The organism is Rhodococcus koreensis, assembly GCF_017068375.1.
Lineage (GTDB): Bacteria > Actinomycetota > Actinomycetes > Mycobacteriales > Mycobacteriaceae > Rhodococcus_F > Rhodococcus_F koreensis.
On record NZ_CP070609.1, the window covers coordinates 6,456,311 to 6,482,215 of the forward strand.

The window sequence follows — 25,905 nt, forward strand, 5'->3', positions numbered from 1 at the left end:
GCCGGCACCCGATCAGGCTGGGGCGCGGGTGCCGGCAAGTTCAGGGCCGTCAGTCGGTCTTGATGGCCAGCCGGCGCAGCAACTTCGTCGCCGCGATGTAGGCCGATGCGCTGAACGGCCACTGGGAGACGATCTTGCCGCTTCCGGCCTGGAAGTAGTTGCGGGTCGTGGCCCACACGGTCTTACCCAACGCGCTCTGTACCCAGTCGTTGTAGATCAGGAATGCCGAGCGCCGCACCGAAATTCGGGTGTGGCCCTTCTTTACGGCGCGGGAGATCAGCCCGGCGGCGAAGCTGGCCTGCGCCTCGTAGAAGGACACCAGCGGAATGGCGTTGGTGTTCGGGCCGTACATGATGAAGAAGTTCGGGAACCCGGGCACCATCATCCCGAGGAAGGCCTCGGGCTCACCTTCCCAGTGGCCGTGCAGATCGGCGCCGTTCTCGCCGCGGACCCGGTAGTTGCCGAGGTAGTTCGCTGCGTCGAACCCGGTCGCGAGGATGATGACGTCGAGGTCGTGCTCGTCGCCGTTGGCGTCGACGGCGCCGGTGCGCGTGAGTCCCTTGACGCCGTGGGGGACCAGGCTGACCTTGGGGCTCTTGAGCGCCGCGTAGTAGGTGTCGCTGACCACGGTGCGCCGGGCCTCGTAGGCGAACTTCGGGGTGACCAGCTCCATCAGATCGGGACGATCACCGAGCTCGCGCTGCATGAATTCCAGCGACTGCTGACGCTTGACCTTGTTGGTCCGGCCATCGGAGCGGGCGTGACTGGCCCGGTACTGCCGCTTGTCGTAGTCGGCGTACAGCTTGAACCGCCGCCAGGCGTAGATCGGTGCGAAGCGGTTGAGCTTGCGCTCCTGTTCGGTGAAGTCCCGGCTGTTCTTGGGGAGCAACCAGTTGGGCTCGAGCTGGAAGATCTTCACTTCCGAGCCGGCCTTTTCGGCCTCGGTGACGACCTGGACTGCCGACGAGCCTGTGCCGACCACGCCGATCGACTTGTCGGTCAGATCGAGGCCGTCGATCCACCGCGAGGTGTGGCACAGGGCGCCCTCGTAGTCGCTCTCGCCGCGGGCGAACGGCGGAACCAACGGGATGTTGAGGAAGCCTACCGCGCTGATGACGGACATGAACCGTCCGTGATCGGTGCCGGATTCGGTGGCCACGATGTAGTCGTGGTTCTCGTCTGACCAGGTCACGCTCTCGACCTTCTCGTTGAAGAGGATGTGCTTGTGCAGGTCCCACTTACGGGCGACGTGCTCGAGGTAGCCCTGCAGTTCCTGCCATCCGGCGTGGGTGCGGCTCCAGTCATAGCGCTCGTAGGAGAACGAGTAGATGTGGGACTCGAGGTCGACCTCGGCGCCCGGGTACCGGTTGTGCCACCAGGTCCCACCGAGTCCGGGGGACTGCTCGAAGATGATGAAGTCCTCGATCCCCTTCTTCTTCAGCGCGATCGCGGCTGCGATGCCGCTGAATCCGGAACCGATGATGGCAACTCGTGCTGTGGTCCGCCCGCGTGCGCTGGGTGCCATGGCGTTCTCCTGTCTGAAGGCTTGGTACTGGGGCCGGAGTCTGGGACCTTGTGGACTAACCCCAAACCTCTATTGGTTCAGTATTTAGGCCTTTAAGGTGGATGTCAATCCCCAGAGGGAAATTTGCTGATGCTGAGGGGTTTTTCGGGGGCGGCCGGGATGGATCGGCTCCCCGGGGTGGTGCGCGTGTGAGCGTGTCCGGGATCGGATCTCCGAGACCCGACCACGCGGCGTCGCTACTTGATCTGTGCTGTCCAACCGCCGTCGACGACCAGGTCGACGGCCGTGATGAAGGACGCCTCGTCGGAGAGCAGGAACGCAATTGCGGCCGCGATGTCCTCGGGGAGGCCCAGCCGGCGCAACGGTGTCCGGTTCTCCATGTCGGTGCGGCGCTCGGGCGCCCGCTCGTAGAGGTAGTCGATCATCGGGGTGAGGATCGCTCCGGGGCACACGGTGTTGGCCCGAATTCCCTCGGGGCCCAGCTGCAACGCCAGGGCATGGGTCAAGGAGACCACGGCGGCCTTGCTCACCTGGTAGGCGTCGAGGGGAGAATCCATCCCGCGGACCCCGGCGGTGCTGGCCACGTTGACGATGCTGCGGCCCTGACCACGTCGCAAATGGGGGATCGCGGCCCTGATCACCTTCCGCAGCCCGTGCAGGTTGATACCGAGGGTGGTGTCCCAGATCGACTCCTCGATGTCGAGCGTCGACCCGTCGCGATCGAAGAACGCCACACCCGCCGCATTGACCAGGTAGTCCAGGCCGCCGTCGGAGAAGGAGGCGAACAGGTCGTCGAAACGCTCGCCGGCAAGAAGGTCGAACGCCACGTACTCCACGCCGCTGGGCAGATCGTCGACCCGTTCCTTGACGTCGGTGGCCACGACCCGGACAGCGTCCTTGACCAGACGATGTACCGTGGCGAGCCCGATCCCGCCGGCCGCACCGGTGACGAGCGCGGTGCGGGTCATCGCACGAGCTCCTGATCGAAGGCACGAGCGAGCCGGGAACCGGCGAACTCCATGGCGGCGGTGGCCGCGGGAAACACCTCGTCGAGCCCGAAGAAGCCGTGCACCATGCCGAGTGTCTGGTGCACCTCGACCGCGACGCCCGCGGCCTGTGCCGCTTCGGCGTACAGCTCGCCCTGCGGGCGGATCGGATCACATTCGGCGAGGATGACTGTGGTGTCGGGTAGCCCGCTCAGATCGGCCGACAAGACGTCCACCCGCGGGTCCTGCGCGAAGTCGGGGGAGGGCAGGTAGTTGTCCTGGTGCCACTGCATCTCGTCGCGCTCGAGCATGATTCCCTGGTACTCGTCGTCGAATCCGCGGTCGAGGTCGCAGGTGGTGACGGGGTAGACGAGCAGCTGGTGACGCAGCCTGGCGACGCCGGTGTCACGCACATGAATCGCCACGGCGGCGGCGAGGTTGCCTCCGGCGCTGTCTCCGGCGATGGCGACGCGGGTGATGTCGACCGGCAGCCGGGCGTCGCCGCTGATCGCCCATTCGAGGGCGTCGATCGCGTCGTGGACTGCGGTGGGGAAGCGGTAGTCGGGACCGCGGCGGTAGTCGACGGACAGCACGGCACTGCCGGATTCGGTCGCCAGCAGCCGGGTGGTGACGTCGTGGGAGTCGATGCTGCCGAGCAACCAGCCGCCGCCGTGGAAGTACACGGTCAGCGGCAGGTCGGTCGCCTCGCTGGGCAGATAAAGCCGGCCGCGGATCCCCTCATCATCGCGCGTGGGAATCTCGACGTCGACGGTGTGATGGATCGCGGGCTTCGTCAGCGCCCCGAAGGTGTCTTCGAAGTTCTGCCGCGCGGTCTCCACCGGCAACAGGTGGGCGTTCGGTCGCCCCGACGCACGGGAGTCGTCGATCATCTTCTGGGCGATGGGATCCAATGGCATGGCGGTCCTTTCATTGACAAGGGTGTTAGACACGTTCGTAGTAGCGGCGGGTTTCCCAATCGGTCACCGTGTGGGAATCGAAGGAGGTCAGCTCCGCCTGGGCGGAGGCGAGGAGATGCTCGTAGACCTCGTCGCCGAAGGCTGCACGCGCCATCTTGTTCTTGGCGAACAGATCGATCGCACGGTGCATCGACGTCGGTACAAGTTCGACGTCGCGCCCTTCCCAGGCATTTCCGCTGAAGATCGCGGGCGTCGGCAATTGGCGCTCGATGCCGTCGAGCCCCGCGGCGATGGTGCCCGAGTAGGCGTAGTAGGGATTGACATCGGCACCGGGGATCCGGTTCTCGACCCGGTAAGACGGTCCGTGCCCGACCAGACGGAAGGCGCACGAACGGTTGTCCTCGCCGAGTGCGATGGCCGATCCAGCGAACTGGTCCGGCTGAAACCGCTTGTACGAGTTGACTGTCGGGGAAAACAGGAGGCTGATGTCGACAGCGTTGTCGAGCTGGCCGGCGACGAACGAGCCGAATTTCGCCGACATTCCGCCGTCGGCGGTCTCCGACCAGCACAGCGGCCTTCCCGTCTCGGTCGACCACATGCTCACGTGCAGGTGACAGGAAGAGCCGACGTCGTCGATCTTCGGCTTGGCCATGAACGTCACGGTCAAGTCGGCTTGGTGCGCGAGCTGCTTGATCCCGTACTTGAACAGGACATGGCGGTCGGCCATCTCGAGGGTGTCGCAATAGTCGAGGGTGATCTCCTGCTGGCCGAGACCCCACTCGGGCTTGGATGATTCGACCGAGATCCCGAACTGCGGCATCTGGTTTCGGATCTGGCGGATGAACCAGTCGTCCCGCCCGGACTGGATCATCTGATAGTCGGATCGGTAGTTCGAGAGCATCTTCAGGTCCTGATACCCTGCTTGCCAGGCGTCGTTGGGTGCGACGGCGGCGAGGAAGAACTCGAGCTCCGAGGCGAACTTGAACTCCAGTCCTTCTCGGTGGGCACGCTCGATCTGCCGCTTCAAGATGGTGCGGGGCGCCACGCTGAGCATCGTGTCCGAGCCGCACTCGTAGGCGTCACAGATCACCAGCGCTGTGTTCGGCTCCCAGGGCACCCGCCGCAGGGTGGTCAGGTCCGGAACCAGTCGGATGTCGGCCCATCCGTTGGCGGAGTTCGACACCGGCAGGTTGAGCGGAGTCATCTCGAGGTCGACGGCGAAGATGAAACTACTCGCGTTGATCCCGTCGCCGCTCAGGCCCAGCGACCGGAACGCTTGGATTGTCAGCCGCTTGCCGACCAGGCGCCCGTACGGGTCCGGGGTCGCGCAGACGATCGTGTCGATCTCCCCGGAGGAGACGAGTGCCTCGAACTGGTCGAGGTCGAGGGTCTGAATGTGTGTGCTCACTGGTGCTCCAGGTGTCGGGACAGTTCCCAGTCGGTGATCGAGTTGTGCATCCACTGCTCGAATCGTTCGAGTTCGGCCCGTCGGGTCGCCGCATAGGACTGGGTGAAGGTCTTGCCGAGCAGATCGGCGGCAAGTGCTGACGACTCGAACAGCGCCACGGCCTGAGCGAGATTGCTCGGCAGGTCGACCGCGCCGGCATCACGTGATCCGGAGTGGGGCAGGTCGAGGGATCGCTGGATGCCGTCGAGACCCCCGGCCAGCAACGCATCGGCGACGATGTAGGGGTTGGCATCCGCACCGGGACGGCGGTGTTCGACGCGCGCCGACCCGATCCCGCCGAGAAGCACGCGGCAGGCCACGTTTCGGTCGTCGTATCCCCAGGCTGCCTTCTCCGCAACGAACATTCCCGGCGCGATGCGCTTGTAGGAATTGACGAATGGATTGAACATCAGCGCCAGGTCGGGCATCGAGCTGACCAGGCCGGCGAGATAGTGACTGCCCTCCGGGGAGAGCTTGCCGGGTTCGGACGCGAAGACGTTCTGGCCGCCGCGGGCGAGGCTCGAGTGGACATGCCCGCCGGCGCCGGACTTGTCGGCGAACGGTTTGGCCATGAAGCTCGCACGAAGTCCGTGCTCGGCGCACAGATCACGCAGGTACTGGCGTGCGCGAGCGGCGTTGTCCGCCGCCCGCAGCGCGGGCTGCGGGGTGAGAGTGAATTCGAAGAAACCCGGTCCGAGTTCGGCATGGAAGGCCTCGATCTCGATGCCGATCTCGTTCATCCGGTCGATGAACTGCTGGGCGAAGCGGTCGATCTCCGCGGAACGGGTCAGGCTGTAGGCGTTCTCCGTCGCCCCGAAGGGCTGGAACCGCGTCAGATCGCCGCGCTCGCAGTCCTTGTTCTCCTCGAAGATCCACACCTCGTACTCGTAGCCGAGCACGGGCTCGAGATCGAGTGCGCGGTACCGCTCGATCAGCGACTTGAGCACCGCACGAGGCGACGCCTCGAAGGGGCGACCATCGGGTGCGACATGGTCTCCGATCACCGCCTGCGTCCCCGGACGCCACGGCAGATCGATCCGGGTGCTCTCGTCGGGGACGAGTGTCATGTCGGGGTAGCCGTTCTCGGCGTTGCTGAACGGCGTGTCGGTCACCTCGTCGGTCAACGAGAGACCGTAGATGATGGTGCAGAAGGCGAGACTCGCGGGACTGACCGTCTTGTCCGACTTGACGAGCTTGCCGCGCAGGCCCAGGTCGTAGTCGGGGACCTCGAGCTGCGTCATCGAGACGTGATTAGACATGGTTGTGGTCCTTCGGGCGGAGTTCGGGGTTGCGTCCGACGCGCCGGTAGACGGCATCGGGTACGAGTGAGGGGTGTTTGTAGACCCACCAGGTGCAGGTGGCGTCGGCACGGCTCTCCGGCCACGTCGGTGGGTCGATGACTCTGGTCGGGTAGCCGAGGCGGTCGATGGGGATGACCTCGTTGAGCAGACAGCAGTGGACGCAGTAGGAGCAGATGCCGCGTTTGTTCCACGCCCAGTCATGGGGTTCGGTGGTGACGGCGAAGCCGAAGGGGGCATCGGCGCGGGGCTGGTCGGCGGTGATGTCGGGATCGAGCGAGCGACCGCCGGACCCACACGGAGCGAATCGGAAACCGATGCGATCGGGCTCGTCGATCAACTCGATGTCACCCTGTCGTGAGACCCCGGTCAGGTGGGCATGGAACCCGTCGACGATAGCGACCATCAGTTGGTGCGCCGATTCGTTCCAACTCTGGTTCGTCAGCGAGTAGCGACGGGCATGGATGTCGTACCAATCGCCCATCAGGAAATTCCACAGGTCGCCGAGTGACGACTCACCGATCAGGCGGACCGCGATGTCGATCGTTCCGGAGATACGGTCGACCGCCCGGTCGTGGATACCCAACCAGACCAGTCGAGCATTCTCGATGCTTCCCGGCGCTGCGGGGTCGTTGCGGCGGCACTGTTCGCTCGCCACGTCGACGGCCTGGACGAATTGTCCCCACTCCGCCTCGATGCCGGCCATCGCCGTCTCACCGATCAGATCGGTGAGACGGCGAACCGCCGCGTCGACGTCGTCCGCCGAAGCGCCGTGTGTCGTCATCCACTCGATCGCCCGGTCCGGCCACTGTTCGTAGATTTCGCGCAGTTCCTCGGCCTCGAGGACGGTGACCTCGACCAGAGCGGCCGCATCGTCGCACAGCCCTCGGCGGAACCGATCGACGGCGGTGCGGAAGGTCCCTTGGGCCAGTTCTTCCCAAGTGCCGACGCGTGCGTTTCTCCCGAGTGACGCCTCGTACGCCACCACGGGTGAGACTGGCTTCAGGGTGCTCATGTGAGAGTGAATCCTCCATCGATGCGAAGATCGGACCCGGTGATGAACCGAGCCTGATCGCTGAGCAGGAAGACGACGGCATCGGCGATCTCCTCCGGTCGCGCGAAACGACCGAGCGGAACGCGCGGAGCCAGTGACGGCGGGAGAGCGTCGGTGTCCTCGTGCGCGGCCGCCAGCGCCATCGGCGTGGCAACGAAGCCCGGCGAAACGCTGTTGACGCGGACCCCGTCGGCGGCGAATGCCCGGGCAGCGGACTGGGTCAGCATGGCCAGCCCAGCCTTGGACGCGGCGTACTGGGGAGTGGGGTCCGGGTTGCTCAACGCCACCACCCGGGCGCCTTCGATCGAGGTCACATTGACCACCCCACCGGACTCGGACTTGCGCAGCAGGTCCCCGGCCGCATCGATGACGTTGTAGGCACCGATGAGGTTCACTTCCAGGCACCGCAGCCACGACTCGCGGGAGACGTTCGCGAATCCGGTGTCGTCGAGAACCCCCGCGCAGTTGACGAGGTAGCTCAACCCTTCCGGGACGGTATTTTCGGTGATAACCGCCCGCAACGCGGCGACGTCGGTGACGTCGGCGGCGCAGCGCATCTGCAGGTCGGCGGGAATCCCGGGAAAGGACTCGGGCTCACGCAGGTCCAGGCAGATCGTGCGGATGCCGGCGGCCATGAGCGTGGCGGCGGTGGCGCGACCGATGCCTGAGGCGGCCCCGGTCACCAACGCCACCCGCCCGGTGAAGGTCAGCGGCAACGACCGCCGATCCGGCACGCTCGCGGTCATGATTGACCATACCTTTTGGCGTGCTCGTCCAGCGCCGCCGCGAAGCACTCGCGCGGTGCGCGGATCACTCCGGCGCCGATCTGGCCACCGTCACGACCGGCGAGACCGACATCCATGACTGGCAGGACGGCGGTGTCGAGGACCTTTCGGGCATCGACACCGGTGGGGGTGCCGCGGAAACCGAACAGTGGGATGCGGTAGGAGCTGTTCTCGCCGTGGGTGATCTCGTACATTTCCCGGTTACGTTCGATCATCACCTCGGGGGAGCCGCCCTGATAGTCCTGCAACGACAAGGCGCAGGCCTGCGCGAAGCCGCCGAGTCCGACGGTCTCGGTGATCGGGCTTTCCCCGCCCATCCAGGTGATTTCGTCCTCGCTGTGTCCGGCGAACAGCTTGCCCTGGTGGATCGGCGGCGGTCCTTCGAACCAGGTGTTGCCGAGGCCGGCAAGTTTGATCGCGAAGCCGCGGCAGCTGAACGCCATGGCGGAGACGAGGGTGGAGCCGGGGACGACCATCGCGTCGGCGGAGGCCTTCGCCGCGGCCATCGACAGGCGGAGGAAGAAGTAGTCGTTCTCGGCGAGGTGAAGCATGGTCTCGCGGACCCCGGGCACGGAGTCCTCGATCATGTCCAGCACCGACGGCAGGATTTCCCGGTTGAACAGGATCGAGGCGGCGGCGTTGCGGCTGTGCACCTCGTCGCCCATTCGCAGCGCCCGGGCGATCATCGGTTTGAGCGCGATGCCGCCGCGGCGGCGGATCGCCTCACCGACGACGGGCGCGAGAACCGTATTGACGTGCTCGAGCCGTTCGTGGACGCCCTCGTCGTAGCAGCCGTAGTTCAGCCGGCGCGGTTCCTTGCCCTCGTAGAAGTTGCAGAACCCGACGTTGCCGTGGGTCCGGTTCTCGACGACGAACACCGGCATCGACGCCGTGTAGATCCCGGCGAGCGAGCCGACCGCGTTGTAGTCGTGGCACGCGCCGATCTCGATGCTGCCGTCGGCGAACTTCGCGATCGCCTCGTCGCGGTCGGCGGCCAGGCCCTCGAACATGGCGCCACCGATCAGGGCTTCGCGTTGCCCACCGACGTAGGCCTCCCACGGCATCGGAGCGCCGGAGGTGAGCACCAGGTTGTCGCGGTAGCCGGGGAGCACCTCGCGTGCGGGCCGGACGTCGACCACCCACGGGTCGGCGTCGTTGAGGCGGCGAAACGCCTCGTCGTTGGCGGCCTCGACCGACCCGTCCCAAGCCTCGGCCGACCCGCCCCAGATCTCGGCGGGGACGGTCGCGAGATCGTTCGCGGTCACCATGCGGTGACACCGCCGTCGACGAGCAGGGTCTGGGCGGTGATGAAAGAGGCGCGCGGGGACAGGAGGAACTCCACAGCCTCGGCGACTTCTTCGGGCTCACCGATCCGCTTGAGCATCGCGTAGCCGGCGCTGACCTCTTCGCCGCCGGAGACCCGCGCCATCGATGGGCTCATCGGGGCCCGGATGACGCCGGGGGCGACGTTGTTGACCCGGATGCCGCGCGGGGCGAGTTCCTCGGCCAGGTAGCGGGTGTACGCAGCAATCCCGGCCTTGGTGGCGCCGTACACCGAGGCGCCGCGGAACCGGCCGAAGTGCCCGGTGAGGCTGCCTACATTGACGATGGCCGAGCCTTCGGTCAGCAAGGGTGCCGCGACGTCGATGACGCGTGCCATGCCGGCGATGTTCACCTGGAACATCAACTCCAGCTTGGCCTCGTCGAGCTCGCCGAGGAATGAGTCCCGAAGGATGCCGGCGCAGTTGATGACACCCGCGAGCGTCTCGTCTCCGGAGGTCACCGAATCGACGGCGCTCTCAACACTTTCGCGGCTGGTGACGTCCATCGCCACGGCGATGGTGCCCTCCAGTCCGTCCTGATTCGGGTCGAATGCGTCGATCGCCTGCTTCACATCCGCCGCGATCGGGGTGTAGCTGCTCTGCAGCAGCCGACGGCAGATCGCCTGTCCGATGACTCCTGCGCCGCCTGTGACGATTACTTTGTTGCCCACTTCGGGTTCCTTTCCAAACACGTGACCGTGGTCACCACGATGGACCCAGTTTCACCAATAAAGGACGATTGGTCAAGTGTTTAGGTCTTTTATTTCCGTGACTGACGCAGGCGCCGGGTTGCAGACTTGGTCTAAAGGCTGGAGCAAATAACATGAAGGTGAGTGGTGCGCTAGATTGGGGCGAGGGAAAGGAGCCTCGTATGACAACAGCCGCGGCAGCGCCATCCGGATTCGGTCCGATCCGGCAGATTCCTGCACACGAACTCGTCGTCGATCAAATGCGCCGGGCGCTCGAGCTGGGTCAGTTCCGCCCCGGCGACCGGCTGCCCACCGAGCGGGAGCTGTCGGAAATGCTCGACGTCTCGCGCACCGTGGTGCGGGCCGCGGTGGCGGTGCTCGAGCGGGAAGGCCTGATCGCGGTTCGCCGCGGTCGCGGCGGCGGATTCACCGTGCAAGCCCCCACCTACGACCCGGCGGAGACCCGCCGGCTGATGCGTCAGAACAAGACAGCGGTCCGCGATGCGTTCGACTACCGGATCGTGGTGGAGACAGGGGCGACCCGTCTGGCCGCGATGCGCCGTCGAGCGGCCGACCTCACGAAGCTTCGAACGTTGCTCGAAAGCATGGACAGCGCCCTCGACGCCGCGATGCAGGACCAGTCCGCGCACAGGGTCACCGAGTTCCAGACTCTCGACTCCGCATTCCACATGGGGATCGCCCAGGCCTGCCGAAACGACTATCTGCTCGAGTCGGTGGCCGACGCCCGCCGCAAAATGTGGCTTCCGACGGGGGCGATCTTCGGCCGCCTCGAGCCCAACGCGAACGACCATCACGAGGCGATCCTCGAGGCCATCGAGAGCCGCGACCCGGAGGTCGCCGCCGCTCAAATGGAAGAGCACATCCTCGGCACCCGGCACACGCTCGAATCCTGGCTCAAGCGCTGACCACGGCCTCGGGCACCTCCGGAAGGGTCTGGCCCCCGTCGACGGTCAGTGTCTGACCGGTCACGAAGCCTGCGCCCTCACTGGCGAAATACAATGCGGCGTGCCCGATGTCGGTAGTGGCACCCAGTCGACGCTGCGGTATGCACGATTCCATCCGGGCGATGGTGTCGGTGCCGAGACCATCGAGACCTTCGGTGCGGATGCTGCCGGGAAGGATGGCGTTGACGGTGATCTTGCGGGCGGCGAGTTCCAGCGCTGCCGAGCGCACGAAGCCCAGCTGGGCGGCCTTGCTGGCCCCGTAGTGACTCAGCCCGGGAAATCCGGTGGTCGGTCCGGTGATCGACGAGGTCACCACGATCCGTCCGCGGCCGGATCGGGTCAGCGCATCCAGGCACGCCTGGACGCTGAAGATCATGCCGTGCACGTTGGTGGCGAATACATCGTTGAGCTCGGCCGGGGTGATCTGCTCGAGTGTCTGCTCCGGGTAGATTCCGGCGTTGGCGCACAACACATCGAGGCCGCCGAGCAGCTCTTCGGCTTCGGCGGCCATCCGTGTACACGATCGGCGGTCGGCGACGTCGGCGACGATCGTCGCGCCGAGTTCGGCCAGCCGTGCGCGGGCCTTCTCCAGCTTCGCGGGATTGCGGCCCGCGATCGCGACCTGGGCACCGGCGGCGGCGAACACCTCCGCGATGCCCAATCCGATGCCCTGGCTGCCGCCGGTCACGAGCACGTTCATCGAGTCTGAAGTCTGCTTCATCATTTCCTCTTCCGGTTGCTGGGTACGGGTCGTGACCGTGTGTGGCCCCCTCGCCGCGACGAGGGGGCCACACACGGTGGTTGATCAGGCGGGCTCGGGTGCCGGCTCGGTCAGAAAGGAGTGGTCGGGTTCGTCGTCGAAGACGGTGCTGCCGATCCGCGCGTACAGGTGCGGCTTCTTGGTGCGCCAGTACAGAGCCAGTGCCATCGAGCCGAAGAACAAACCGACCACGATCCACGGGATCGCCTTGAAGAACAGCGAGTCCGATGCCGATCCGGCTGCCGCCTTCATGTTGGTCGCCATCAGATAGATCACGAACACCATGCCGAGGCCACCGATGATCGGGCTCACCAGCGTGCGCCACCAGTTCGCGGTTTCCGGGTGCTGCTTGCGGACGTGGAAGTAGACGATGACCGAAATCGAACACATCGTCTGCACGATCAGCAGGCACAGCGTCGCCAGGACACCGACCAGCACGAAGAGCACGGCGTAGGGATCGGAGTTGGTCAGTGAGCAGAGCACCAGGATGAGCGCGGCGAAGATGCTCTGGGTGAGCGAAGCGATCCACGGCGAGGCATGCTTCGGGTGAGCCTCACCGAGCCGGCGCCACAGCAGCCCGTCGCGGCCGAACGCGAACAGATACCGCGCAGCGGAGTTGTGGATGGCCAGAGCGCAGGCGAAGGACCCGCCGAGGACGAGCCATTCGAAGACCGTCACACCCCACGCGCCGACGTACTCGCGTGTCGGTGCATACAGCAGCTCGAAGGGATTGGGTCCGGAGGCGCGTTCGACGGCTTGATGTGCACCGTTACCGGTGACCACGCCCCAGGAGATGAAGGTATAGAAGACGCCGATGCCGACGACGGCAATCATCGTCGCTCGCGGGACGATCTTCTTCGGGTCCTTGGATTCCTCGCCGTAGATGGCGGTCGATTCGAACCCGACCCAGGACCAGAACGCCATCAACAGGCCCAACCCGACTACCCCTCCGGCAACTCCGTTCGTGCTCAGTGCGCTGGCGGGATTGAGGGAGGACCAGATGATGCCGTCGGGTCCACCGGTGCTCAAGGACCTAACAGCGGTGATCGTCAGCATCCCGATCTCACAGACCAGCACCACACCGAGGACCTTGGCGGCGACCGAGATGTCCTTGTGCGACAGGACCGCGATCACCGCCACACAACCGAATCCATACAGCTCCCACGGCAGATCGAGGCCGAACTGGGAACCGACCGCCTGCTTGGCGAACGCGGAGAAGATCCCGACGAGACCGGCTTCCATGATCATGTAGGTCGCCATCGACATCACGCCCGCTGCCAGGCCGGGAATTTTCGACCACCCGCGGGAGACGAACGTGTAGAAGGCGCCCGCCGCGGTGATGTGCTTGGCCAACGCCACGAATCCGACGCTGAAGATCGTCAGCACCACGGTGGCGATGATGAAGCCCGCCGGTGCCCCGATGCCGTTGCCGAATCCGACCGCGACGGGCAGATTGCCGGTCATCGCGGTGATCGGCGCCGAGAACGCCACTACCATGAAGACGACACCGACAAGACCGATCGCACCACGTTTGAGTTGAGCGGGGTCGGCGGCGGGGCCGGTGGGGGAGGGGCCCTCTGGAGGGTGTGAGTTGGCGATCATGCGGGATCTACCTTTCGCTTTGTCTGCTCGATGAGCCTAAGACCGTAAAAGGCCTAAAGACAAGACCAGTAGACCAGAAAAAGTGGTTTGAGACACATTTTTCTTCTGGCCGAAACATCGTCGACGCACGCGCGTCCCGGCCGGCCGCCGATCAGAGAAATGGTCTATTGACTAGTTCTATTAGTGCGTTTAGTGTCGTCTTGTCAGTCCTGTGGCCACCGGTTGGTCACGGGATCGGTTTTTGTGCGCACGGCTCGGCTGCCGTATCAGGCGCCAGATCGCCACACGTGCCGTCCAAAAAGGGTTCGCTCTTTACGCCGTTGTGCCCCAGTGAAATCCGAGGTGCGAAATCTCCGTTCATCTCGCGCGACTCGAGACGCGCATCGATCAGCTCCAGGAGTATCTCGACATCGCTGCCGAGCACGGTCGCGCCGCCGCGGTGGCCGGGCACGTCTCGACCCAGGTACCGGCGCTCAGCTCGGTGCCACCGACGAAGTTCGGCATGGCCGTGGCGACCGTGGACGGCTGCGTGCTCACCGCTGGGGACGGAACCGAACCGTTTTCGATCCAGAGCCTCTCCAAGCTCTTCGCCCTGTGTGCACTCCTGCAACGCAACCCCGCGGTGTGGGACCACATCGGATGGGGGCCGACCGACTCCGGCTACGGCTCGGTGGCCGAGCTCGAACGCAACCTCGGCCGACCACGCAACCCCTTCGTCAATCCGGGCGCCCTGGTGGTCACCGACCGGCTGATCGAACTCACCGGGGACGCGGTGGGTGCCACCATCGATCTCCTGGCCTCGACCTCCGGTACCGCGGTGATCAACTCCGACGGTCGCGTTGCGCTCTCGGAGACTGTCGCCGACCACCGCAACGCGGCCATCGCGCACGTCCTCGCCGAGCACGGCAAACTCGTCAACGGGATAGATCGAGTACTCACGCAGTACTTCGCCCAGTGTGCGATCGCCGCGTCCGTGGAAACGGTCGCGAAGTCGGCGCTCTTCCTGGCCGACCGCTCGGCCGACGCGACCGTCCTCGACAGCGGATCCGTCCGCCGGGTCAACGCGGTTCTGCTGATGTCCGGCATGTACGGCGCGGCCGGCGACGTCGCATACCGGATCGGCCTGCCCGCCAAGAGCGGCATCGGCGGTGGCGTCCTCGCCATCATGCCGGGGTTAGGCACCGTCTGCGTGTGGAGCCCGCCGCTCGACACCGACGGCAACTCCGCCGGTGGAGTGGCGGCGATCGAGGAGTTCGCCCGGTTGGCCGGCTGGTCGGTCTTCTGAGCTGCACATCGGGTAGTCGCGGGTAAATCGATCCTGCACAGGCAGTGCAGAAGGAGGAATGTCGATGAGCACAGAGATCCCTGTCATCGCAGTCACGCTCGACTTCGACGAACTGCCCGGGTTCGTCCACTGGAAGGAGATGTTCCGCGGCATCGTCGTCGCCGGCGCAGCACCGGTCGCCGTCGATTGCGGTAAACCGCGAACCGACCTTGCCGCGATTCTCGAGTCTGTCGACGGTCTGCTCATCAGCGGGGGAGTGGACGTCGACCCTTCCCTGTACGGCGGCTCACTCGACGACCCGCGTATCCAGAAGATCAATCCCCATCGAGATACGAACGAACTCGCCGCACTCGAGATCGCTCGTGCGCGTGGAATTCCCATCCTCGCCATCTGTCGCGGAGCGCAGTTGGCCAATGTCGCGCTCGGCGGCACGCTCTATGCTGATCTGGCCCGGGACTGGGTCGGGCGCACCGGGCACTGGCACAGCGAGGAAGCCCTGATCGACAGCCTGCACTCGGTGCAGGTGGAAGCGGACACCCTCCTCGCCGACTGGATGGGGATCGACGGGATCGTCCCCGTCAACAGTCAGCACCATCAGGGCATCAAGACCCTGGCGCCGTCGGCGCGAGCGGTCGCCTACACCGACGACGGTCTCGTAGAGGCCTTCGAGATCGCGTCCGATCGCCTCGTCGCGGTGCAGTGGCATCCAGAAGTGCTGTGGCGGAACGAGCCGCATGCCCTCGAACTTCTCCGCCGCTTCGTCACGGGAAAGAGGGGGGCGAGGAAGGCCGGCGCCACGGCGCTGGTCGGAGACGGGGCAGCGAACGGAGGGCCCTGAGGCCTCTGAGGGAGCGGGTCGGAACCGCTGAGAGTGCAGGAGAGCGAGCCGAAAGGTATCGGCAGACGACGTGAGGACGCAAGATCGCCGGCGGTGGCCGCGAGCCCCGAGCAAGGGTGGCGGCGTGCGGCCGAACGGTCCGGCGAGCCGATCAGGAAGCCGATGAGATCGTCCACTGCCGGAGTTCCCACATGTGTTCTCCTGGTCGATTCAACCGTCGATTACGGCGTCGTCGACCAACTCCGCGCCAGCGGGTTGTGCCCCGGCGTGGTGGTCATCCGAGTGCAATCACACCGCAGGGAAGGAATCGGCACCGTGCAGGCTCTCAGGGCCACACGGGTGAACGCCGCCATCGTCGTCGTCGGCAGTGTCGAGACGGTCGACGACCGCGTCGCCTTCTTCGATTCGGGGCCGATCACGTCCTCGATGCCTCCCTGACCACGAGAGAACTGGTCGCCTGGACTCGGGCAATCCTCCGGCGAATGCAACGAGCCCCACAACGCCCGGTTGGCAGAACCAAGGGACTGGTCCTGCAGCGGGAGTGCAACATCGTCGAACGCCTGGGCCTTCACACGGCCCTGACCCCGACCGAATTCGATCTGTTGGCAGTGCTGGCCGACAGCGAAGGAAGGGTCGTCCCCCGTCGTCACCTCCTGATGTTGGTGTGGGGCATCGCCGAGGAGACGACGACGAACGTCCTCAACGCGCACATCTGGTCGCTGCGCCGAAAGCTCGGCAGCATCGGTGCGTCCCACGCACTGCAGACCGTTCGGGGAGTCGGTTTCGCGCTAGCCGATGCGTGACTGCCGAACAAGGAAACGGAAATCTGCCCTCTGCCGCGCAAACGGTGTCAGTGAACCTCAGCGGCAGCGGCAAGCGCGGTGTCGAGGAACGCGCCGGACAGGCCGGGGTAGAGGTCGGCCCCTTTCGGCTCTGCCAGGTGGGTACGCAAAGAGGCGGTGGCGGCGACAACGTCTGTGCCGCCGTCCGCGAGGAATCGGACCAGTTCGTGCCGGGCGCACTCGACCACGATGGGAACCAGCGCCGCCTCGGCGTCGTCGGCGCGCCCGGCCGCCCACAGACACGAGGCCAGCAGGCGCATGGCGTACAGCCACGCCAGTTCACGTCCGGTCCCGGCGAGCGCACCCACCCAGTCCTCCGCCCACTGGCAGGCGAGCCGGCTCGCCGTTGGCTCACCGGTGCGCACCAGCAGCAGGATGGCCGTCTCGTCCTCGAGCTGCGCGGTAATCTGCTCGATTCCGTCGACCGGTTCCGGGTGCGAGTTGCGGGTGACAGCGACGAATCCAGGGCGCGGCGGAAGACCGAGCCGGATACGTTCGGTGTCGACGGCCGCCCGCAGCCGCGGAAGCGAGAACCGGGCTGCGGTCCCGACACCCTCGTCGAGCTCCTTCGCCGCGCCGATACGGTCACCGCGGGCACAGAGGATTCGCGCGCGCAGACAATAGTGGCGAATCATGAAATCCGGAGCGCCACCGAGCGCGGCCGGGTCGAACGTCTCGCTGAGCAACTCGTCGGCCTCGGCGAGACGGTTCTGCTCGTACAACATCTCGGCGAGCAGAGCACGGGTGAGCCGGGCGTGCTGAGATTGCGTGTTTCCGGCATCGCGGACAAGTTGAAAGGCCCTGCGGTACAACTCCGCTGCACCGGTGAGGTCCAGTTGTTCCGCTTTCGCCATACCGGCAAAGCAATACCCGTAGGCAACAGTGTACGGACCAGTCGTTCTGCTGTGGTACGGAGCTGCCCAGGTCTGTCGGCGATAGGCATCCCGAAAGCGGAACTCGTATGTGTCGGCGATAGTGACAAGCAGTGCGGCCATCGACACCACGAACGGATGTTGCCCCGCCGGGTTGGCCAGGCATTCGGCGACCAAGTCCGTGATCCCAGCGACCCGGTCCGTGGTGGCGTCGATATTCGCTTGGAGAACATCGGCTTCCACCCGCATCCGCGAGCGCACGTCGGTGGGGAGGTCAAGGAGATCGAGCAGTTCGAGCGCGTGCCGCCGAGCCTCGACGGCGACGTCGATACGCTGCAGCTCGGCATTCGCCCATCCGATCGTCAAGTGCAGTCGCGGACTCGACAGCACCAGATCCGCCGGCAACTTCGCGATCAAGCCGAGCAGCGTCGACATCTGCGACCGATCGAGCAGATACAGGTCGTCGTGCTCGAGCAGATCCAGCGCCCCTTGCCGGTCATCGGCGGCGAGAAGATGGTCGAGGGCCTCACCGAGCATGTGCCGCTCCCGGAACCACGCGGACGCAGTGCGGTGCAACTGCGCAATCCGGCCCGGATGATCCCGTTCGAGCCGCTGCCGGAGCACCTGCGCGAACAGGTTGTGATAGCGGTACCACCGGCGGTCGTCGCCCGTGCGGTCCAGGAACAGATCACGGGCGACGACACGCTCGAGGCGGACCGCACCGTCGGGGACCTCGGCCAACGCGGACGCCAGGTCGCCGCACACCCGGTCCGGGATCGCGGTGACGAGGACGAAATCGAGCACATCGGGCTCGAGGGCGTCGAGCACGTTCTCGGCGAGATACTCACCCAGGGTGTCGTTTCCGGCACGGAACTGTTCGACCAGGCCCGCCGCGTCACCGGCCTCCCTCAGCGACAGTGACGCCAGCTGCAGCGCCGCGACCCAGCCGTCCGTCGACGCCCGCAGCTCCTCGACCTCGGAATCGGTCAGCGCGACCTGCCCCGGACCACCGAAGAAGCGGCGGGATTCGGGGAAATCGAAACTCAAATCCTCGGGACCGACCTCCCGCAGCTCGTCGTGCACCCGCATTCGGCTCAACGGCAGATTAGACCGGCTGCGGCTGGCCACCACGATCCGCAGGTGATGACAACCGTTGTCGAGCAGGAACTCCACCGTTGCGATCGGCTCCGCGGCGGTCACCCGATGCCAGTCGTCGATCACGACCACGAGGGGCTCCCCACTGTCGTGGAGCCGGTTGATCAGCGAGGTCACCACGAACCGCTCCACCGCCTGCCCGTGCTCCTCGAGTGCCTGCCCAAGCTCGCCAACCACCCCCGGGCGGACCAACCGGATCGCCTCCACCAGGTGCGAGAGGAACCACGCGCCATTGTTGTCGTCGCGGTCGACCGTCAGCCAGGCGACGGTGATTCCGTCGGCGACCAGTTCGTCGCGCCACTGCGCGACGAGGCTGCTCTTCCCGAATCCCGCAGGTGCGTGAACCAAGACCAACCGACGCTCCCCGGCAGTCCGCAACATGGCGAGGAGCCGATCACGGCGCACCAACTGCCGGGTAGTGGTGGGCGGACGGAATTTGGTCACCGGCACCGGCGGTGTGCGTGGTGACGACATGGGGTACACCCGCGGAGGCCGCTGCGCGGCATGCTCCATCCCCGCGCCGCGGGTGGAGCGAGGATCACCGGCACGCACGGCGGGAACATGCAGATCGTCGACGACGATCCCGTTGCGGCGCTGGGTGGCACGAAGCTCGTTCCCGAACTCGGCCGCACTGCCCGGCCGCTCTTCCACGGCGCGGGACATCGCCTGTTCCACGGCGTTGCAGACGTCGTCGGGGACATCGGCGTCGCGCAGGTCAGGGACGGGCTGCGTGGAGATCCGCAGGAACTGGGCGATCACCTGCTCGCCGCTGTGCCGCTCGAACGCGGCATGTCCGGTGAGCGCACAGAACATCGTCGACCCCAGGCTGTACACATCCGAGGCGGTGGTCGGTGGCCGACCTTCGAGTACCTCGGGTGCGGTGAAGGCCGGCGAGCCCGTGATCGAGCCCGCCGTGGTCTCGAACCCGCCCGAGATCCGCGCGATCCCGAAGTCGGTGAGTTGCGGCTCGTCGTAGTCGGTCAGCAGGATGTTCGCGGGCTTGACGTCCCGGTGCAGCGTGCCGCTGCGGTGGGCGGTCTCGAGCGCCCCGGCGATCTTGATCCCGAGCCGGAGCACCTGCTCCCACCCGATCGGCCCGGCCCGGCGAATCTGCGCTTCCAGGGATCCGTGCGAGTGGTATGGCATCACCAGGAAGGGACGCCCTCTTCGGGTAACGCCGACCTGGTAGAGGTCGACGATGTTCGGGTGTCCGGACATCCGGCCCATCGCCCGCTGTTCGCGCACGAAACGCGCGAGGTTCTCGGGATCGAGGTCCGTGGTGAGGACCTTCACGGCCACCGTGCGGTCGAGATCCTCCTGAAGGCAGCGGTAGACGATCCCGAAACCCCCGCGTCCGATCTCCTCAGCCTCGTCGAAGCCGGCGACGGCCAACTCGACCGCGATGTCCGGCTCGCGCTGTGTGGCCCCCGGGTCGTCCGCCATCGGCCGTCACCACCTCTGAGACGCTTCCCCCAGGATAGTCCGCACGGACGACGGGGCGAGGTCGTTGCGTGGCCCGCCTGGAGTCCGTGAGCAGCACTACCAGCGGCGAGTCGGACGGGTTTTCCGCGTAGTGCTCGCAGCCAGGCGACCGTTACCTGGTGCGGCCCTCAGCCGGCAACATTCACCAGTGAAGGGTGCTTCTCTGCGCCCGGTGATATCGAATTCAGTCGTCACTCGGTGGTATTGCCGCCGACGGGAAATTGCTTGTCGAGCCGCCCGAACCACCTGTTGCCACGGTTCCGCTGGCCTCGGCGAAGATCATGTGCGCGGCATCCACCATCTCCAAGGTCGCGTTGGGCAACTGTCTAGCTACTTCGACCTGAAAAACGGGGGCCCTGGTGAGCATGATTCGGCTGTTCTCGGCCGGTCAGGATTGGGTTGGCCGCAAGCCCCCCGATCCGCGTCCTTCACGCTGCCAGGGTGCTGATCTTGACCAGGTTGTGCGCCAGGACCCCGTGGCCGACCCAGATTTGGGCGCCTTCGGTGCTGTCTATGCGGGTGCGGTCCCAGCCGTATCCACGTTTGAGGGCGCTGATTCTGCCTTCGACTCCGGTGTTGATTGTGGATGAACAATCCTGGTGCCGCTGACGACGAGATCTTCGCGGCAGAGGACTGGGTGTCGCGGGCCAGAGGAGTCACGTCCTGGTGGCGCACCCCGTCCGACATCCTCGACGGCCGAACCCCGTTGCAGGAGCTCGAGGACGGCGATCTGACCGAGGTCGCCGTCGACAACAGTGATCAGCGTGGCCAAGCAGGGATGGTAGGAGAGTGGGGCTCCTGCAACGGCAATCCGGTCCGGTCCGCCGGCACCGTTATCAACTGCGTGGACTCCGGTTGTGCCGCGGCCGCGGCACAACCGACGGCGCGTGTCGATCCGATCATCGCGTTGCACGATGTGGCCGGCGGCCCGGGCCCGGATGCGGCGGAGACGACCAAGCATCCTCGTGGGGCGATCCTGGAGGAAGGGGCGGTATCGCCGACGTTGCCCGGCCGCCGTTGCGGTTGTTTCGTTTGTTGCGTATATTTCGTTTAGGAGGTGTGTGATGTCCGCAGCGCATGAGCAGCCGACCGTTGTCGAACAGGAGCAGGCCCGCCAGGCACTGCAGTTGCTTCGTGATGTCGATCCGGCGGGGGAGACCCTCGATGTGACCGTGGCCGGAACTTCGGAGTCGGTGCATCTTCCTCGTGCAGCGCTCGATCTGATCCGTGAGGTCTTGGCGAATATGGCTGCCGGGCAGGGGGTCACCGTCGTCCCGGCGCACGCGGAGCTGACGACCCAGCAGGCCGCGCAGATGCTCAATGTCTCGCGGCCGCATGTGATCAAGCTCCTCGACGAGGGGAACATCGAGTACCGGATGGTCGGCCGCCATCGCCGGATCCTGGCATCCTCTCTGCTTGCCTACCAGCGGACGCAGCTGGGGACCTCGCGTGCCGCCGCGGACGAGTTGGCAGCCCTGACGGAAGACCTCGGGCTGTACTGACGTGACCTTCACCGTGCTGTACGACGCGAATGTGCTGTACCCAAATGTTTTACGCGACGTGCTGATCCGGCTCGCGCAGACCGGCCTGGTACATGCCCGGTGGACGGATCGCATCCTCGACGAGACATTCGAGAACTTGGCGGAGGATCGCCCGGACATCCCGGCAGCGACGTTGACGAAGCTGCGGGAGCTGATGAACCGGGCAGTACCGGACTGTCTGGTCACCGGCTACGAGGCACTTATCCCCGCACTCACGCTGCCGGATGAGGACGACCGGCATGTGCTGGCCGCGGCGATCCGCGCCGGCGCCCAGGTCATCGTCACAGCAAACCTGCGGGACTTCCCCGACTCGGATCTGGCGCAGTTCGGCGTCGAGGCCAAGCATCCGGACGAGTTCGTGATGGATCTGTTCCACCTCGACGGGGTGCGGGTCCATCAGGCGATCAGTGCGACTGCCGCGGCCTGGCGCAATCCACCCGGGACCCCGGCTGATGTGTGTGACCGCCTTGCGGCGGCGGGGCTTCCTATTTCCGCGGCCGCGCTCCGTCGCTGAGCAAGGTAGGGAACCGCGCGTAACTCTGCATAGTGTGGTTTGTCGTCTGAGGTCACCTGCGGTTGGCGGACGGCCAGGAGGAGGTGATCAGTGCCGGTTTCTTCGTGCCCGAGCAGGGCCGCCTGGCGCATGCTGCCCCCGACCACCTTCTTCGTCTTCGGGGTGAAGGATGGTGGTGGATGGAATGGTTGGTTGGGTTGTGGATGGTGGAGCCGATGACGGGAATCGAACCCGCGTATTCAGCTTGGGAAGCTGATGTTCTGCCATTGAACTACATCGGCGCGCACGATATTGGGCGCCCGTAGGCAGGCCCAACACCTTGCGGCGGCAACATTATCAGATGGTGATCCGGACTACGCGGGCACACGCGCGGAGTGTCATACGAGGGGTTTGCCGGTCCGCAGTCTGCGTCGGAGGTCGCGCATGAGCAGGATGTAGGGGAGTTCGCGGATGGTGACGGGGATGCGTCGGCTGATGGCGCCGATGGTGCTCATGGTCCGGTCGAAGCGTCGCTGATCCTTGGCGGTCCAGGTGAGGTGCATCTGGTCGCGGAAGAGTGGTGGCAGGAAGCCGGTGGTGAAGAACAGGTTGAGCCGGCCGAAGAGTCGGGACACGACGGCGGGCATGAATTCGACCTTGGCGACGGAGACCAGGTATTCGCGGATGGTGTCGTCGATCGACACGTCGGCGAGGGCTTTGTTCCAGTACTCCTCGAAGGCGGCGCGGGTGTCGGGCCACATCTCCTTCGGCACCTGCAGGGTGGTGCCGAAGGTGGCTCCCTGCTGGTAGAAGTATTCGCTCTCGGTGGCGGTGAGTTCGCCGTGCATGGAGCGGTGGACGTCCTCGAATCCGCGGTAGATGCAGGCGGCGACCCACAGTTGCAGTTCGGGGTCGAACGCGTCGTACTGCACGGGGCTGTCTGGCCCCGACTGCACCTTGGCGTGGACGCGGTTGACGCCGTTGCGGAACGCTTCTTTCTCCTCGTCGGTGCCGCGCGCCGCCACGACGAGGTAGGTGAGGGTGGTCCGCGTTCGTTTGATCGGGTGCCGGAAGATCTGTCCGCTTTCGACGCGGCTTTCCACGACGCCGTATCCGACGGCGGGGTGGGAGAGCTGCATGATCACGTTTGCTGCGCCGGCGAGCAGGCCGGCGCCGTCCATGACCAGTTCGAGTCGGTCCGGCACCTCGAGAGATGTCGACATGTGCACTCCTGTCGCAAGCGGTGAATTACCTATCTGAATACGACCGTACTCACATATATGTGGCGAGTCCAGAGGCAAGTGCGAAGATGTTTCCATGGCAATCGCGTCGGACAGGGTGTACGGCGGCCAAGAGGGTGACCAGCGTCGATCGGATCGACGCAGCCAGCTCATCGAGGCCGGACTCGACCTGCTCGGCAGCGCGGACGGCGACCACGCCCTGACCGTGCGCGGAGTCTGCAAGCAGGCCGGGCTCGCCACCCGTTACTTCTACGAGAGCTTCCCCGACCGCGACGCGCTGACCGTCGCCGTCTACGACCACGTCGTGGAACGCATCGCAACGAGCACCCTGGACGCCGTGACGAACGCCGGGCCGGGGGAGCGGGAGATCGTCCGCGCCGGGGTCCGCAACATCGTGCGGGAGGTTGCCGAGGATCCGCGGCACGGCCGGCTGATGTTCTCGGTGGCGCAGTCGAGCGCGGTGCTGGCCCAGCGTCGCCTCGACAGCTCGCGACTGTTCGCGGGCCTGGTCACGAAGCAGACGGTCGGGTACTACGAGGTGGCCGAGAGCCCGCGCCTCGACCTCGCCGCGCACTTCATGGTCGGCGGCCTCGCCCAGACCCTGACGGCATGGCTGAACGGGACCGTGACGCTCCCCGAGGAGGAGCTGGTGGATACCTGCACCGAACTGCTGCTCTCGATGGCCATCCACACCCGTTAACCTCTACCTGTGCTCCTCTCCGATCGCGATCTCCGTACCGCAATTTCCACTGGACGTCTGGGCATCGACCCGTTCGACGATTCGATGGTCCAGCCCTCGAGCGTGGATGTGCGCCTCGACAGCCTGTTCCGGGTGTTCAACAACACCCGCTACACGCACATCGACCCAGCTCAGCGGCAGGACGAGCTGACCACGCTGGTCGAGCCGGCGGAGGGGGAGCCGTTCGTTCTGCACCCCGGCGAGTTCGTCCTCGGTTCCACGCTGGAAGTGTGCTCGCTGCCCGACGACCTGGCGGGACGCCTCGAGGGCAAGTCCTCGCTCGGCCGCCTCGGACTGCTCACGCACTCGACCGCCGGGTTCATCGACCCGGGTTTCAACGGGCACATCACGCTGGAACTCTCCAATGTCGCGAACCTGCCCATCACCCTGTGGCCGGGGATGAAGATCGGCCAGCTGTGCCTGCTGCGACTGTCGAGCGCGGCGGAGCACCCGTACGGCAGCTCGGCCGTCGGCTCCAAGTACCAGGGCCAGCGCGGCCCGACGCCGTCGAAGGCCTACCTCAACTTCGCGCAACGCTGAGCGTCGGCGGCCCGCCGAAAAACTGCAAACCGAGTGGTCCGCTACTCGTGTGTATTGCGGCGAGGAAGAGAAGACTGGGATTCGAAGCCGCCCTCTCCTGGGCGTTCGATCCCGGAGGCCGCCATGAAAGACGTCGTCGTATTGTTGCCCGGCATCGGCGGGTCGGTCCTCGCGCGTGACGGCAAAGACGTGTGGGCACCGACACCGGGCGTCGCGCTGGCGAGCGTGCTCTCGCTGGGCAGAAATATCAAAACACTGAAACTCGACGGCGACGACCCGGACGTCGACGACCTCGGCGACGGCGTCGTGGCCACCCGGCTGGTACCGGACTTCCACTTCGTTCCCGGCCTGGACTGGAAGATCGACGGCTACACGAAGTTCCGTGACGACCTGGTTCGCCGATTCGGAGTCGTTCCCGGCGACAACTATTTCGAACTGCCCTACGACTGGCGGCGCGACAACCGGGTGGCGGCCCGCACGCTGGCCCGGCGATCCCACGACTGGCTGGCGCGGTGGCGCGAGAAGTCGGGCAACGCGGACGCCAAGCTCGTGCTGGTGTGCCACTCCATGGGCGGAATCGTCGCCCGACTGTTCCTCGAACTGCTGGACGGGTGGCGCGACACCCGCACCCTGGTCACGTTCGGCACCCCGTACTCGGGTTCGGTCAACGCGCTCGACTTCCTCGTCAACGGATTCCGCAAGGGCTGGGGTCCGTTCACCGTGGACCTCGGTGCGCTGATCGGGTCGTTCACGTCCGCCTACCAGTTGCTGCCGTCGTATCGGTGCATGGCGGGTGACGACGGGTCGTGGCGCGCACTCGACGACACGGCGCTCGACTGGTCGGGCACGGGACTCGACGCCGGCCGGATGGGCGCGGCGGTGCGCCTGCACCGGGGCCTGCGCGACGCCGTCGACGCGCGGCTGAAGTCGGAACCCCAGGGCTACGACATCCGTCCGGTGATCGGCGACTTCCAGCCCACCAAATGGGCCGCCCGGCTCGCCGGGTCGAAGGTCGAGACTATGACCGTCCGCGGGCCCGGCGAGAGCGGCGGGGACGGCACCGTGCCGAAGCTGTCGGCCACCCCGCACGAGCTCATGACGGGATGGAAGAACGCGGCGTTCTTCAGCCAGCGGCACGGATCCCTGCAGAACGACGACCCGGTGCTCGACCATGTGGGCGGGATCCTGACCACCGCAGTTCTCGCGCCGCCGAACGTGTTTCCGGCGGTGAACGAATCGGTGGCGCTGGAGGTCGACGACGTCACGACCACCGAGCCGCTGGTGATCCGCGCACGAACCGGTGCCGGGGGCGCTCGACTGGTCGCGTCGGTCGAGCCCGTCGCAGGCGGTCCGGGCAGGCGGCACCCGTTGTCGCCGGCCGTCGACGGCTGGCAGCAGGCAGTCCTCGACGGATTATCCGCCCAGGATTACCGGATCACCGTGCGCGCGCCCGGGGTGCACCCGGTCACCGACGTCGCGAGTGTGGTCGACCTCGACGAGATCGCCCGGTCCGTGGACGCCTAGGAG

Annotated in this window: 25 protein-coding genes, 1 tRNA gene and 1 pseudogene; 11 read left to right on the forward strand and 16 right to left on the reverse strand. The window is 66.0% G+C overall.

Annotated features, from left to right (window positions below):
• Window positions 1-49: 49 nt before the first annotated feature.
• The 9 genes from JWS14_RS29390 to JWS14_RS29430 all read right to left on the reverse strand — a co-directional run bounded on the left by JWS14_RS29390 (window position 50) and on the right by JWS14_RS29430 (window position 10,005).
• The gene (locus JWS14_RS29390) at window positions 50-1,525 is read right to left on the reverse strand and encodes a flavin-containing monooxygenase (RefSeq protein ID WP_206014999.1); all 1,476 of its coding nucleotides are present in this window, start codon (window positions 1,523-1,525) and stop codon (window positions 50-52) included.
• 236 nt (window positions 1,526-1,761) lie between these two features.
• Entirely contained in the window at window positions 1,762-2,493 is a 732-nt protein-coding gene (locus JWS14_RS29395; RefSeq protein WP_206015000.1) for an SDR family NAD(P)-dependent oxidoreductase, read from the reverse strand.
• Entirely contained in the window at window positions 2,490-3,428 is a 939-nt protein-coding gene (locus tag JWS14_RS29400) for an alpha/beta hydrolase (protein ID WP_206015001.1), read from the reverse strand. Before JWS14_RS29400 ends, JWS14_RS29395 begins: the two co-directional genes overlap by 4 nt.
• A 25-nt stretch (window positions 3,429-3,453) precedes the next feature.
• Entirely contained in the window at window positions 3,454-4,836 is a 1,383-nt protein-coding gene (locus JWS14_RS29405; RefSeq protein ID WP_095861406.1) for a glutamine synthetase family protein, read from the reverse strand.
• A complete protein-coding gene (locus JWS14_RS29410; protein ID WP_095861405.1) occupies window positions 4,833-6,134 on the reverse strand; it encodes a glutamine synthetase family protein in 1,302 nt (433 codons plus the stop codon). Before JWS14_RS29410 ends, JWS14_RS29405 begins: the two co-directional genes overlap by 4 nt.
• A complete protein-coding gene (locus tag JWS14_RS29415) occupies window positions 6,127-7,188 on the reverse strand; it encodes a hypothetical protein (RefSeq protein ID WP_095861404.1) in 1,062 nt (353 codons plus the stop codon). The genes JWS14_RS29410 and JWS14_RS29415 overlap by 8 nt, the downstream gene beginning before the upstream one ends.
• The gene (locus JWS14_RS29420; RefSeq protein WP_095861403.1) at window positions 7,185-7,973 is read right to left on the reverse strand and encodes an SDR family NAD(P)-dependent oxidoreductase; all 789 of its coding nucleotides are present in this window, start codon (window positions 7,971-7,973) and stop codon (window positions 7,185-7,187) included. Before JWS14_RS29420 ends, JWS14_RS29415 begins: the two co-directional genes overlap by 4 nt.
• The gene (locus JWS14_RS29425; protein ID WP_095861402.1) at window positions 7,970-9,280 is read right to left on the reverse strand and encodes a YlbE family protein; all 1,311 of its coding nucleotides are present in this window, start codon (window positions 9,278-9,280) and stop codon (window positions 7,970-7,972) included. Before JWS14_RS29425 ends, JWS14_RS29420 begins: the two co-directional genes overlap by 4 nt.
• The gene (locus JWS14_RS29430; RefSeq protein WP_095861401.1) at window positions 9,274-10,005 is read right to left on the reverse strand and encodes an SDR family NAD(P)-dependent oxidoreductase; all 732 of its coding nucleotides are present in this window, start codon (window positions 10,003-10,005) and stop codon (window positions 9,274-9,276) included. The genes JWS14_RS29425 and JWS14_RS29430 overlap by 7 nt, the downstream gene beginning before the upstream one ends.
• A gap of 200 nt (window positions 10,006-10,205) precedes the next feature.
• Here JWS14_RS29430 and JWS14_RS29435 point away from each other — a divergent pair, with 200 nt between their 5' ends.
• Window positions 10,206-10,949, forward strand: a complete 744-nt coding sequence (locus JWS14_RS29435) for a FadR/GntR family transcriptional regulator (RefSeq protein WP_072937560.1) — start codon at window positions 10,206-10,208, stop codon at window positions 10,947-10,949.
• On the opposite strand, the gene fabG is transcribed toward JWS14_RS29435, so the two are convergent.
• The 3 genes from fabG to JWS14_RS29450 form a co-directional block, all read right to left on the reverse strand.
• Window positions 10,939-11,709, reverse strand: coding sequence for a 3-oxoacyl-ACP reductase FabG (gene fabG, locus JWS14_RS29440; protein WP_420855124.1), 771 nt, complete (start codon window positions 11,707-11,709; stop codon window positions 10,939-10,941). The genes JWS14_RS29435 and fabG overlap by 11 nt on opposite strands.
• 84 nt (window positions 11,710-11,793) lie before the next feature.
• On the reverse strand, window positions 11,794-13,350 hold the full coding sequence (locus tag JWS14_RS29445) for an APC family permease (protein ID WP_206015003.1): 1,557 nt from the start codon (window positions 13,348-13,350) through the stop codon (window positions 11,794-11,796).
• A 226-nt stretch (window positions 13,351-13,576) separates the two neighbouring features.
• Window positions 13,577-13,801, reverse strand: coding sequence for a hypothetical protein (locus JWS14_RS29450; protein ID WP_143051402.1), 225 nt, complete (start codon window positions 13,799-13,801; stop codon window positions 13,577-13,579).
• Between JWS14_RS29450 and glsA the strand changes: the two genes are divergently transcribed.
• From glsA to JWS14_RS29470, 4 genes are all read left to right on the forward strand, one after another.
• The gene (gene glsA / locus JWS14_RS29455; RefSeq protein WP_241031500.1) at window positions 13,790-14,635 is read left to right on the forward strand and encodes a glutaminase A; all 846 of its coding nucleotides are present in this window, start codon (window positions 13,790-13,792) and stop codon (window positions 14,633-14,635) included. The genes JWS14_RS29450 and glsA overlap by 12 nt on opposite strands.
• A 64-nt stretch (window positions 14,636-14,699) precedes the next feature.
• The gene (locus tag JWS14_RS29460) at window positions 14,700-15,473 is read left to right on the forward strand and encodes a gamma-glutamyl-gamma-aminobutyrate hydrolase family protein (RefSeq protein ID WP_206015004.1); all 774 of its coding nucleotides are present in this window, start codon (window positions 14,700-14,702) and stop codon (window positions 15,471-15,473) included.
• A 162-nt stretch (window positions 15,474-15,635) separates the two neighbouring features.
• Window positions 15,636-15,911: a response regulator gene (locus JWS14_RS29465; RefSeq protein ID WP_206015005.1), complete on the forward strand. Its 276-nt coding sequence runs from the start codon at window positions 15,636-15,638 to the stop codon at window positions 15,909-15,911.
• 44 nt (window positions 15,912-15,955) lie between these two features.
• On the forward strand, window positions 15,956-16,276 hold the full coding sequence (locus JWS14_RS29470) for a winged helix-turn-helix domain-containing protein (RefSeq protein ID WP_206015006.1): 321 nt from the start codon (window positions 15,956-15,958) through the stop codon (window positions 16,274-16,276).
• Window positions 16,277-16,323: 47 nt separating this feature from the next.
• Here the strand turns inward: JWS14_RS29470 and JWS14_RS29475 are convergent, their stop codons facing one another.
• Entirely contained in the window at window positions 16,324-19,785 is a 3,462-nt protein-coding gene (locus JWS14_RS29475) for a serine/threonine-protein kinase (RefSeq protein ID WP_206015007.1), read from the reverse strand.
• A 467-nt stretch (window positions 19,786-20,252) separates the two neighbouring features.
• Window positions 20,253-20,399, reverse strand: a pseudogene (locus JWS14_RS29480) (ISNCY family transposase); the annotation flags it as partial.
• Between the two features lie 11 nt (window positions 20,400-20,410).
• Here JWS14_RS29480 and JWS14_RS29485 point away from each other — a divergent pair.
• Genes JWS14_RS29485 through JWS14_RS29495 form a run of 3 tightly spaced genes read left to right on the forward strand, consistent with a single transcriptional unit; the run spans window position 20,411 to window position 21,879 of the window.
• A complete protein-coding gene (locus JWS14_RS29485; RefSeq protein WP_206016315.1) occupies window positions 20,411-20,878 on the forward strand; it encodes a hypothetical protein in 468 nt (155 codons plus the stop codon).
• 10 nt (window positions 20,879-20,888) lie between these two features.
• Window positions 20,889-21,326 (forward strand): helix-turn-helix domain-containing protein, encoded by a 438-nt coding sequence (locus tag JWS14_RS29490; RefSeq protein WP_072937537.1) that lies wholly within the window; start codon window positions 20,889-20,891, stop codon window positions 21,324-21,326.
• A gap of 13 nt (window positions 21,327-21,339) precedes the next feature.
• The gene (locus tag JWS14_RS29495) at window positions 21,340-21,879 is read left to right on the forward strand and encodes a PIN domain-containing protein (protein WP_241031501.1); all 540 of its coding nucleotides are present in this window, start codon (window positions 21,340-21,342) and stop codon (window positions 21,877-21,879) included.
• Window positions 21,880-22,086: 207 nt separating this feature from the next.
• Here JWS14_RS29495 and JWS14_RS29500 read toward each other — a convergent pair.
• Window positions 22,087-22,160 (reverse strand) — tRNA-Gly (locus tag JWS14_RS29500).
• Between the two features lie 96 nt (window positions 22,161-22,256).
• A complete protein-coding gene (locus JWS14_RS29505; protein ID WP_072937535.1) occupies window positions 22,257-23,081 on the reverse strand; it encodes an oxygenase MpaB family protein in 825 nt (274 codons plus the stop codon).
• Between the two features lie 94 nt (window positions 23,082-23,175).
• Here JWS14_RS29505 and JWS14_RS29510 point away from each other — a divergent pair, with 94 nt between their 5' ends.
• From JWS14_RS29510 to JWS14_RS29520, 3 genes are all read left to right on the forward strand, one after another.
• Window positions 23,176-23,799, forward strand: a complete 624-nt coding sequence (locus tag JWS14_RS29510) for a TetR/AcrR family transcriptional regulator (protein WP_083395595.1) — start codon at window positions 23,176-23,178, stop codon at window positions 23,797-23,799.
• A gap of 9 nt (window positions 23,800-23,808) precedes the next feature.
• Window positions 23,809-24,378, forward strand: a complete 570-nt coding sequence (dcd, locus tag JWS14_RS29515; protein WP_072937534.1) for a dCTP deaminase — start codon at window positions 23,809-23,811, stop codon at window positions 24,376-24,378.
• A gap of 123 nt (window positions 24,379-24,501) precedes the next feature.
• The gene (locus JWS14_RS29520; protein ID WP_206015008.1) at window positions 24,502-25,902 is read left to right on the forward strand and encodes a lipase/acyltransferase domain-containing protein; all 1,401 of its coding nucleotides are present in this window, start codon (window positions 24,502-24,504) and stop codon (window positions 25,900-25,902) included.
• The last annotated feature ends 3 nt before the right edge of the window (window positions 25,903-25,905 follow it).

Excerpts from the sequence above, each read along its gene's own strand:
- JWS14_RS29390 (WP_206014999.1), bottom strand. The coding sequence starts at position 1,525 with ATGGCACCCAGCGCACGCGGGCGGACCACAGCACGAGTTGCCATCATC.
- JWS14_RS29395 (WP_206015000.1), bottom strand. The coding sequence starts at position 2,493 with ATGACCCGCACCGCGCTCGTCACCGGTGCGGCCGGCGGGATCGGGCTC.
- JWS14_RS29400 (WP_206015001.1), bottom strand. The coding sequence starts at position 3,428 with ATGCCATTGGATCCCATCGCCCAGAAGATGATCGACGACTCCCGTGCG.
- JWS14_RS29410 (WP_095861405.1), bottom strand. The coding sequence starts at position 6,134 with ATGTCTAATCACGTCTCGATGACGCAGCTCGAGGTCCCCGACTACGAC.
- JWS14_RS29415 (WP_095861404.1), bottom strand. The coding sequence starts at position 7,188 with ATGAGCACCCTGAAGCCAGTCTCACCCGTGGTGGCGTACGAGGCGTCA.
- JWS14_RS29420 (WP_095861403.1), bottom strand. The coding sequence starts at position 7,973 with ATGACCGCGAGCGTGCCGGATCGGCGGTCGTTGCCGCTGACCTTCACC.
- JWS14_RS29425 (WP_095861402.1), bottom strand. The coding sequence starts at position 9,280 with ATGGTGACCGCGAACGATCTCGCGACCGTCCCCGCCGAGATCTGGGGC.
- JWS14_RS29435 (WP_072937560.1), top strand. The coding sequence starts at position 10,206 with ATGACAACAGCCGCGGCAGCGCCATCCGGATTCGGTCCGATCCGGCAG.
- fabG (WP_420855124.1), bottom strand. The coding sequence starts at position 11,709 with ATGAAGCAGACTTCAGACTCGATGAACGTGCTCGTGACCGGCGGCAGC.
- JWS14_RS29445 (WP_206015003.1), bottom strand. The coding sequence starts at position 13,350 with ATGATCGCCAACTCACACCCTCCAGAGGGCCCCTCCCCCACCGGCCCC.
- JWS14_RS29460 (WP_206015004.1), top strand. The coding sequence starts at position 14,700 with ATGAGCACAGAGATCCCTGTCATCGCAGTCACGCTCGACTTCGACGAA.
- JWS14_RS29465 (WP_206015005.1), top strand. The coding sequence starts at position 15,636 with ATGAGATCGTCCACTGCCGGAGTTCCCACATGTGTTCTCCTGGTCGAT.
- JWS14_RS29470 (WP_206015006.1), top strand. The coding sequence starts at position 15,956 with ATGCAACGAGCCCCACAACGCCCGGTTGGCAGAACCAAGGGACTGGTC.
- JWS14_RS29475 (WP_206015007.1), bottom strand. The coding sequence starts at position 19,785 with ATGGCGGACGACCCGGGGGCCACACAGCGCGAGCCGGACATCGCGGTC.
- JWS14_RS29485 (WP_206016315.1), top strand. The coding sequence starts at position 20,411 with ATGAACAATCCTGGTGCCGCTGACGACGAGATCTTCGCGGCAGAGGAC.
- JWS14_RS29490 (WP_072937537.1), top strand. The coding sequence starts at position 20,889 with ATGTCCGCAGCGCATGAGCAGCCGACCGTTGTCGAACAGGAGCAGGCC.
- JWS14_RS29505 (WP_072937535.1), bottom strand. The coding sequence starts at position 23,081 with ATGTCGACATCTCTCGAGGTGCCGGACCGACTCGAACTGGTCATGGAC.
- JWS14_RS29510 (WP_083395595.1), top strand. The coding sequence starts at position 23,176 with ATGGCAATCGCGTCGGACAGGGTGTACGGCGGCCAAGAGGGTGACCAG.
- JWS14_RS29520 (WP_206015008.1), top strand. The coding sequence starts at position 24,502 with ATGAAAGACGTCGTCGTATTGTTGCCCGGCATCGGCGGGTCGGTCCTC.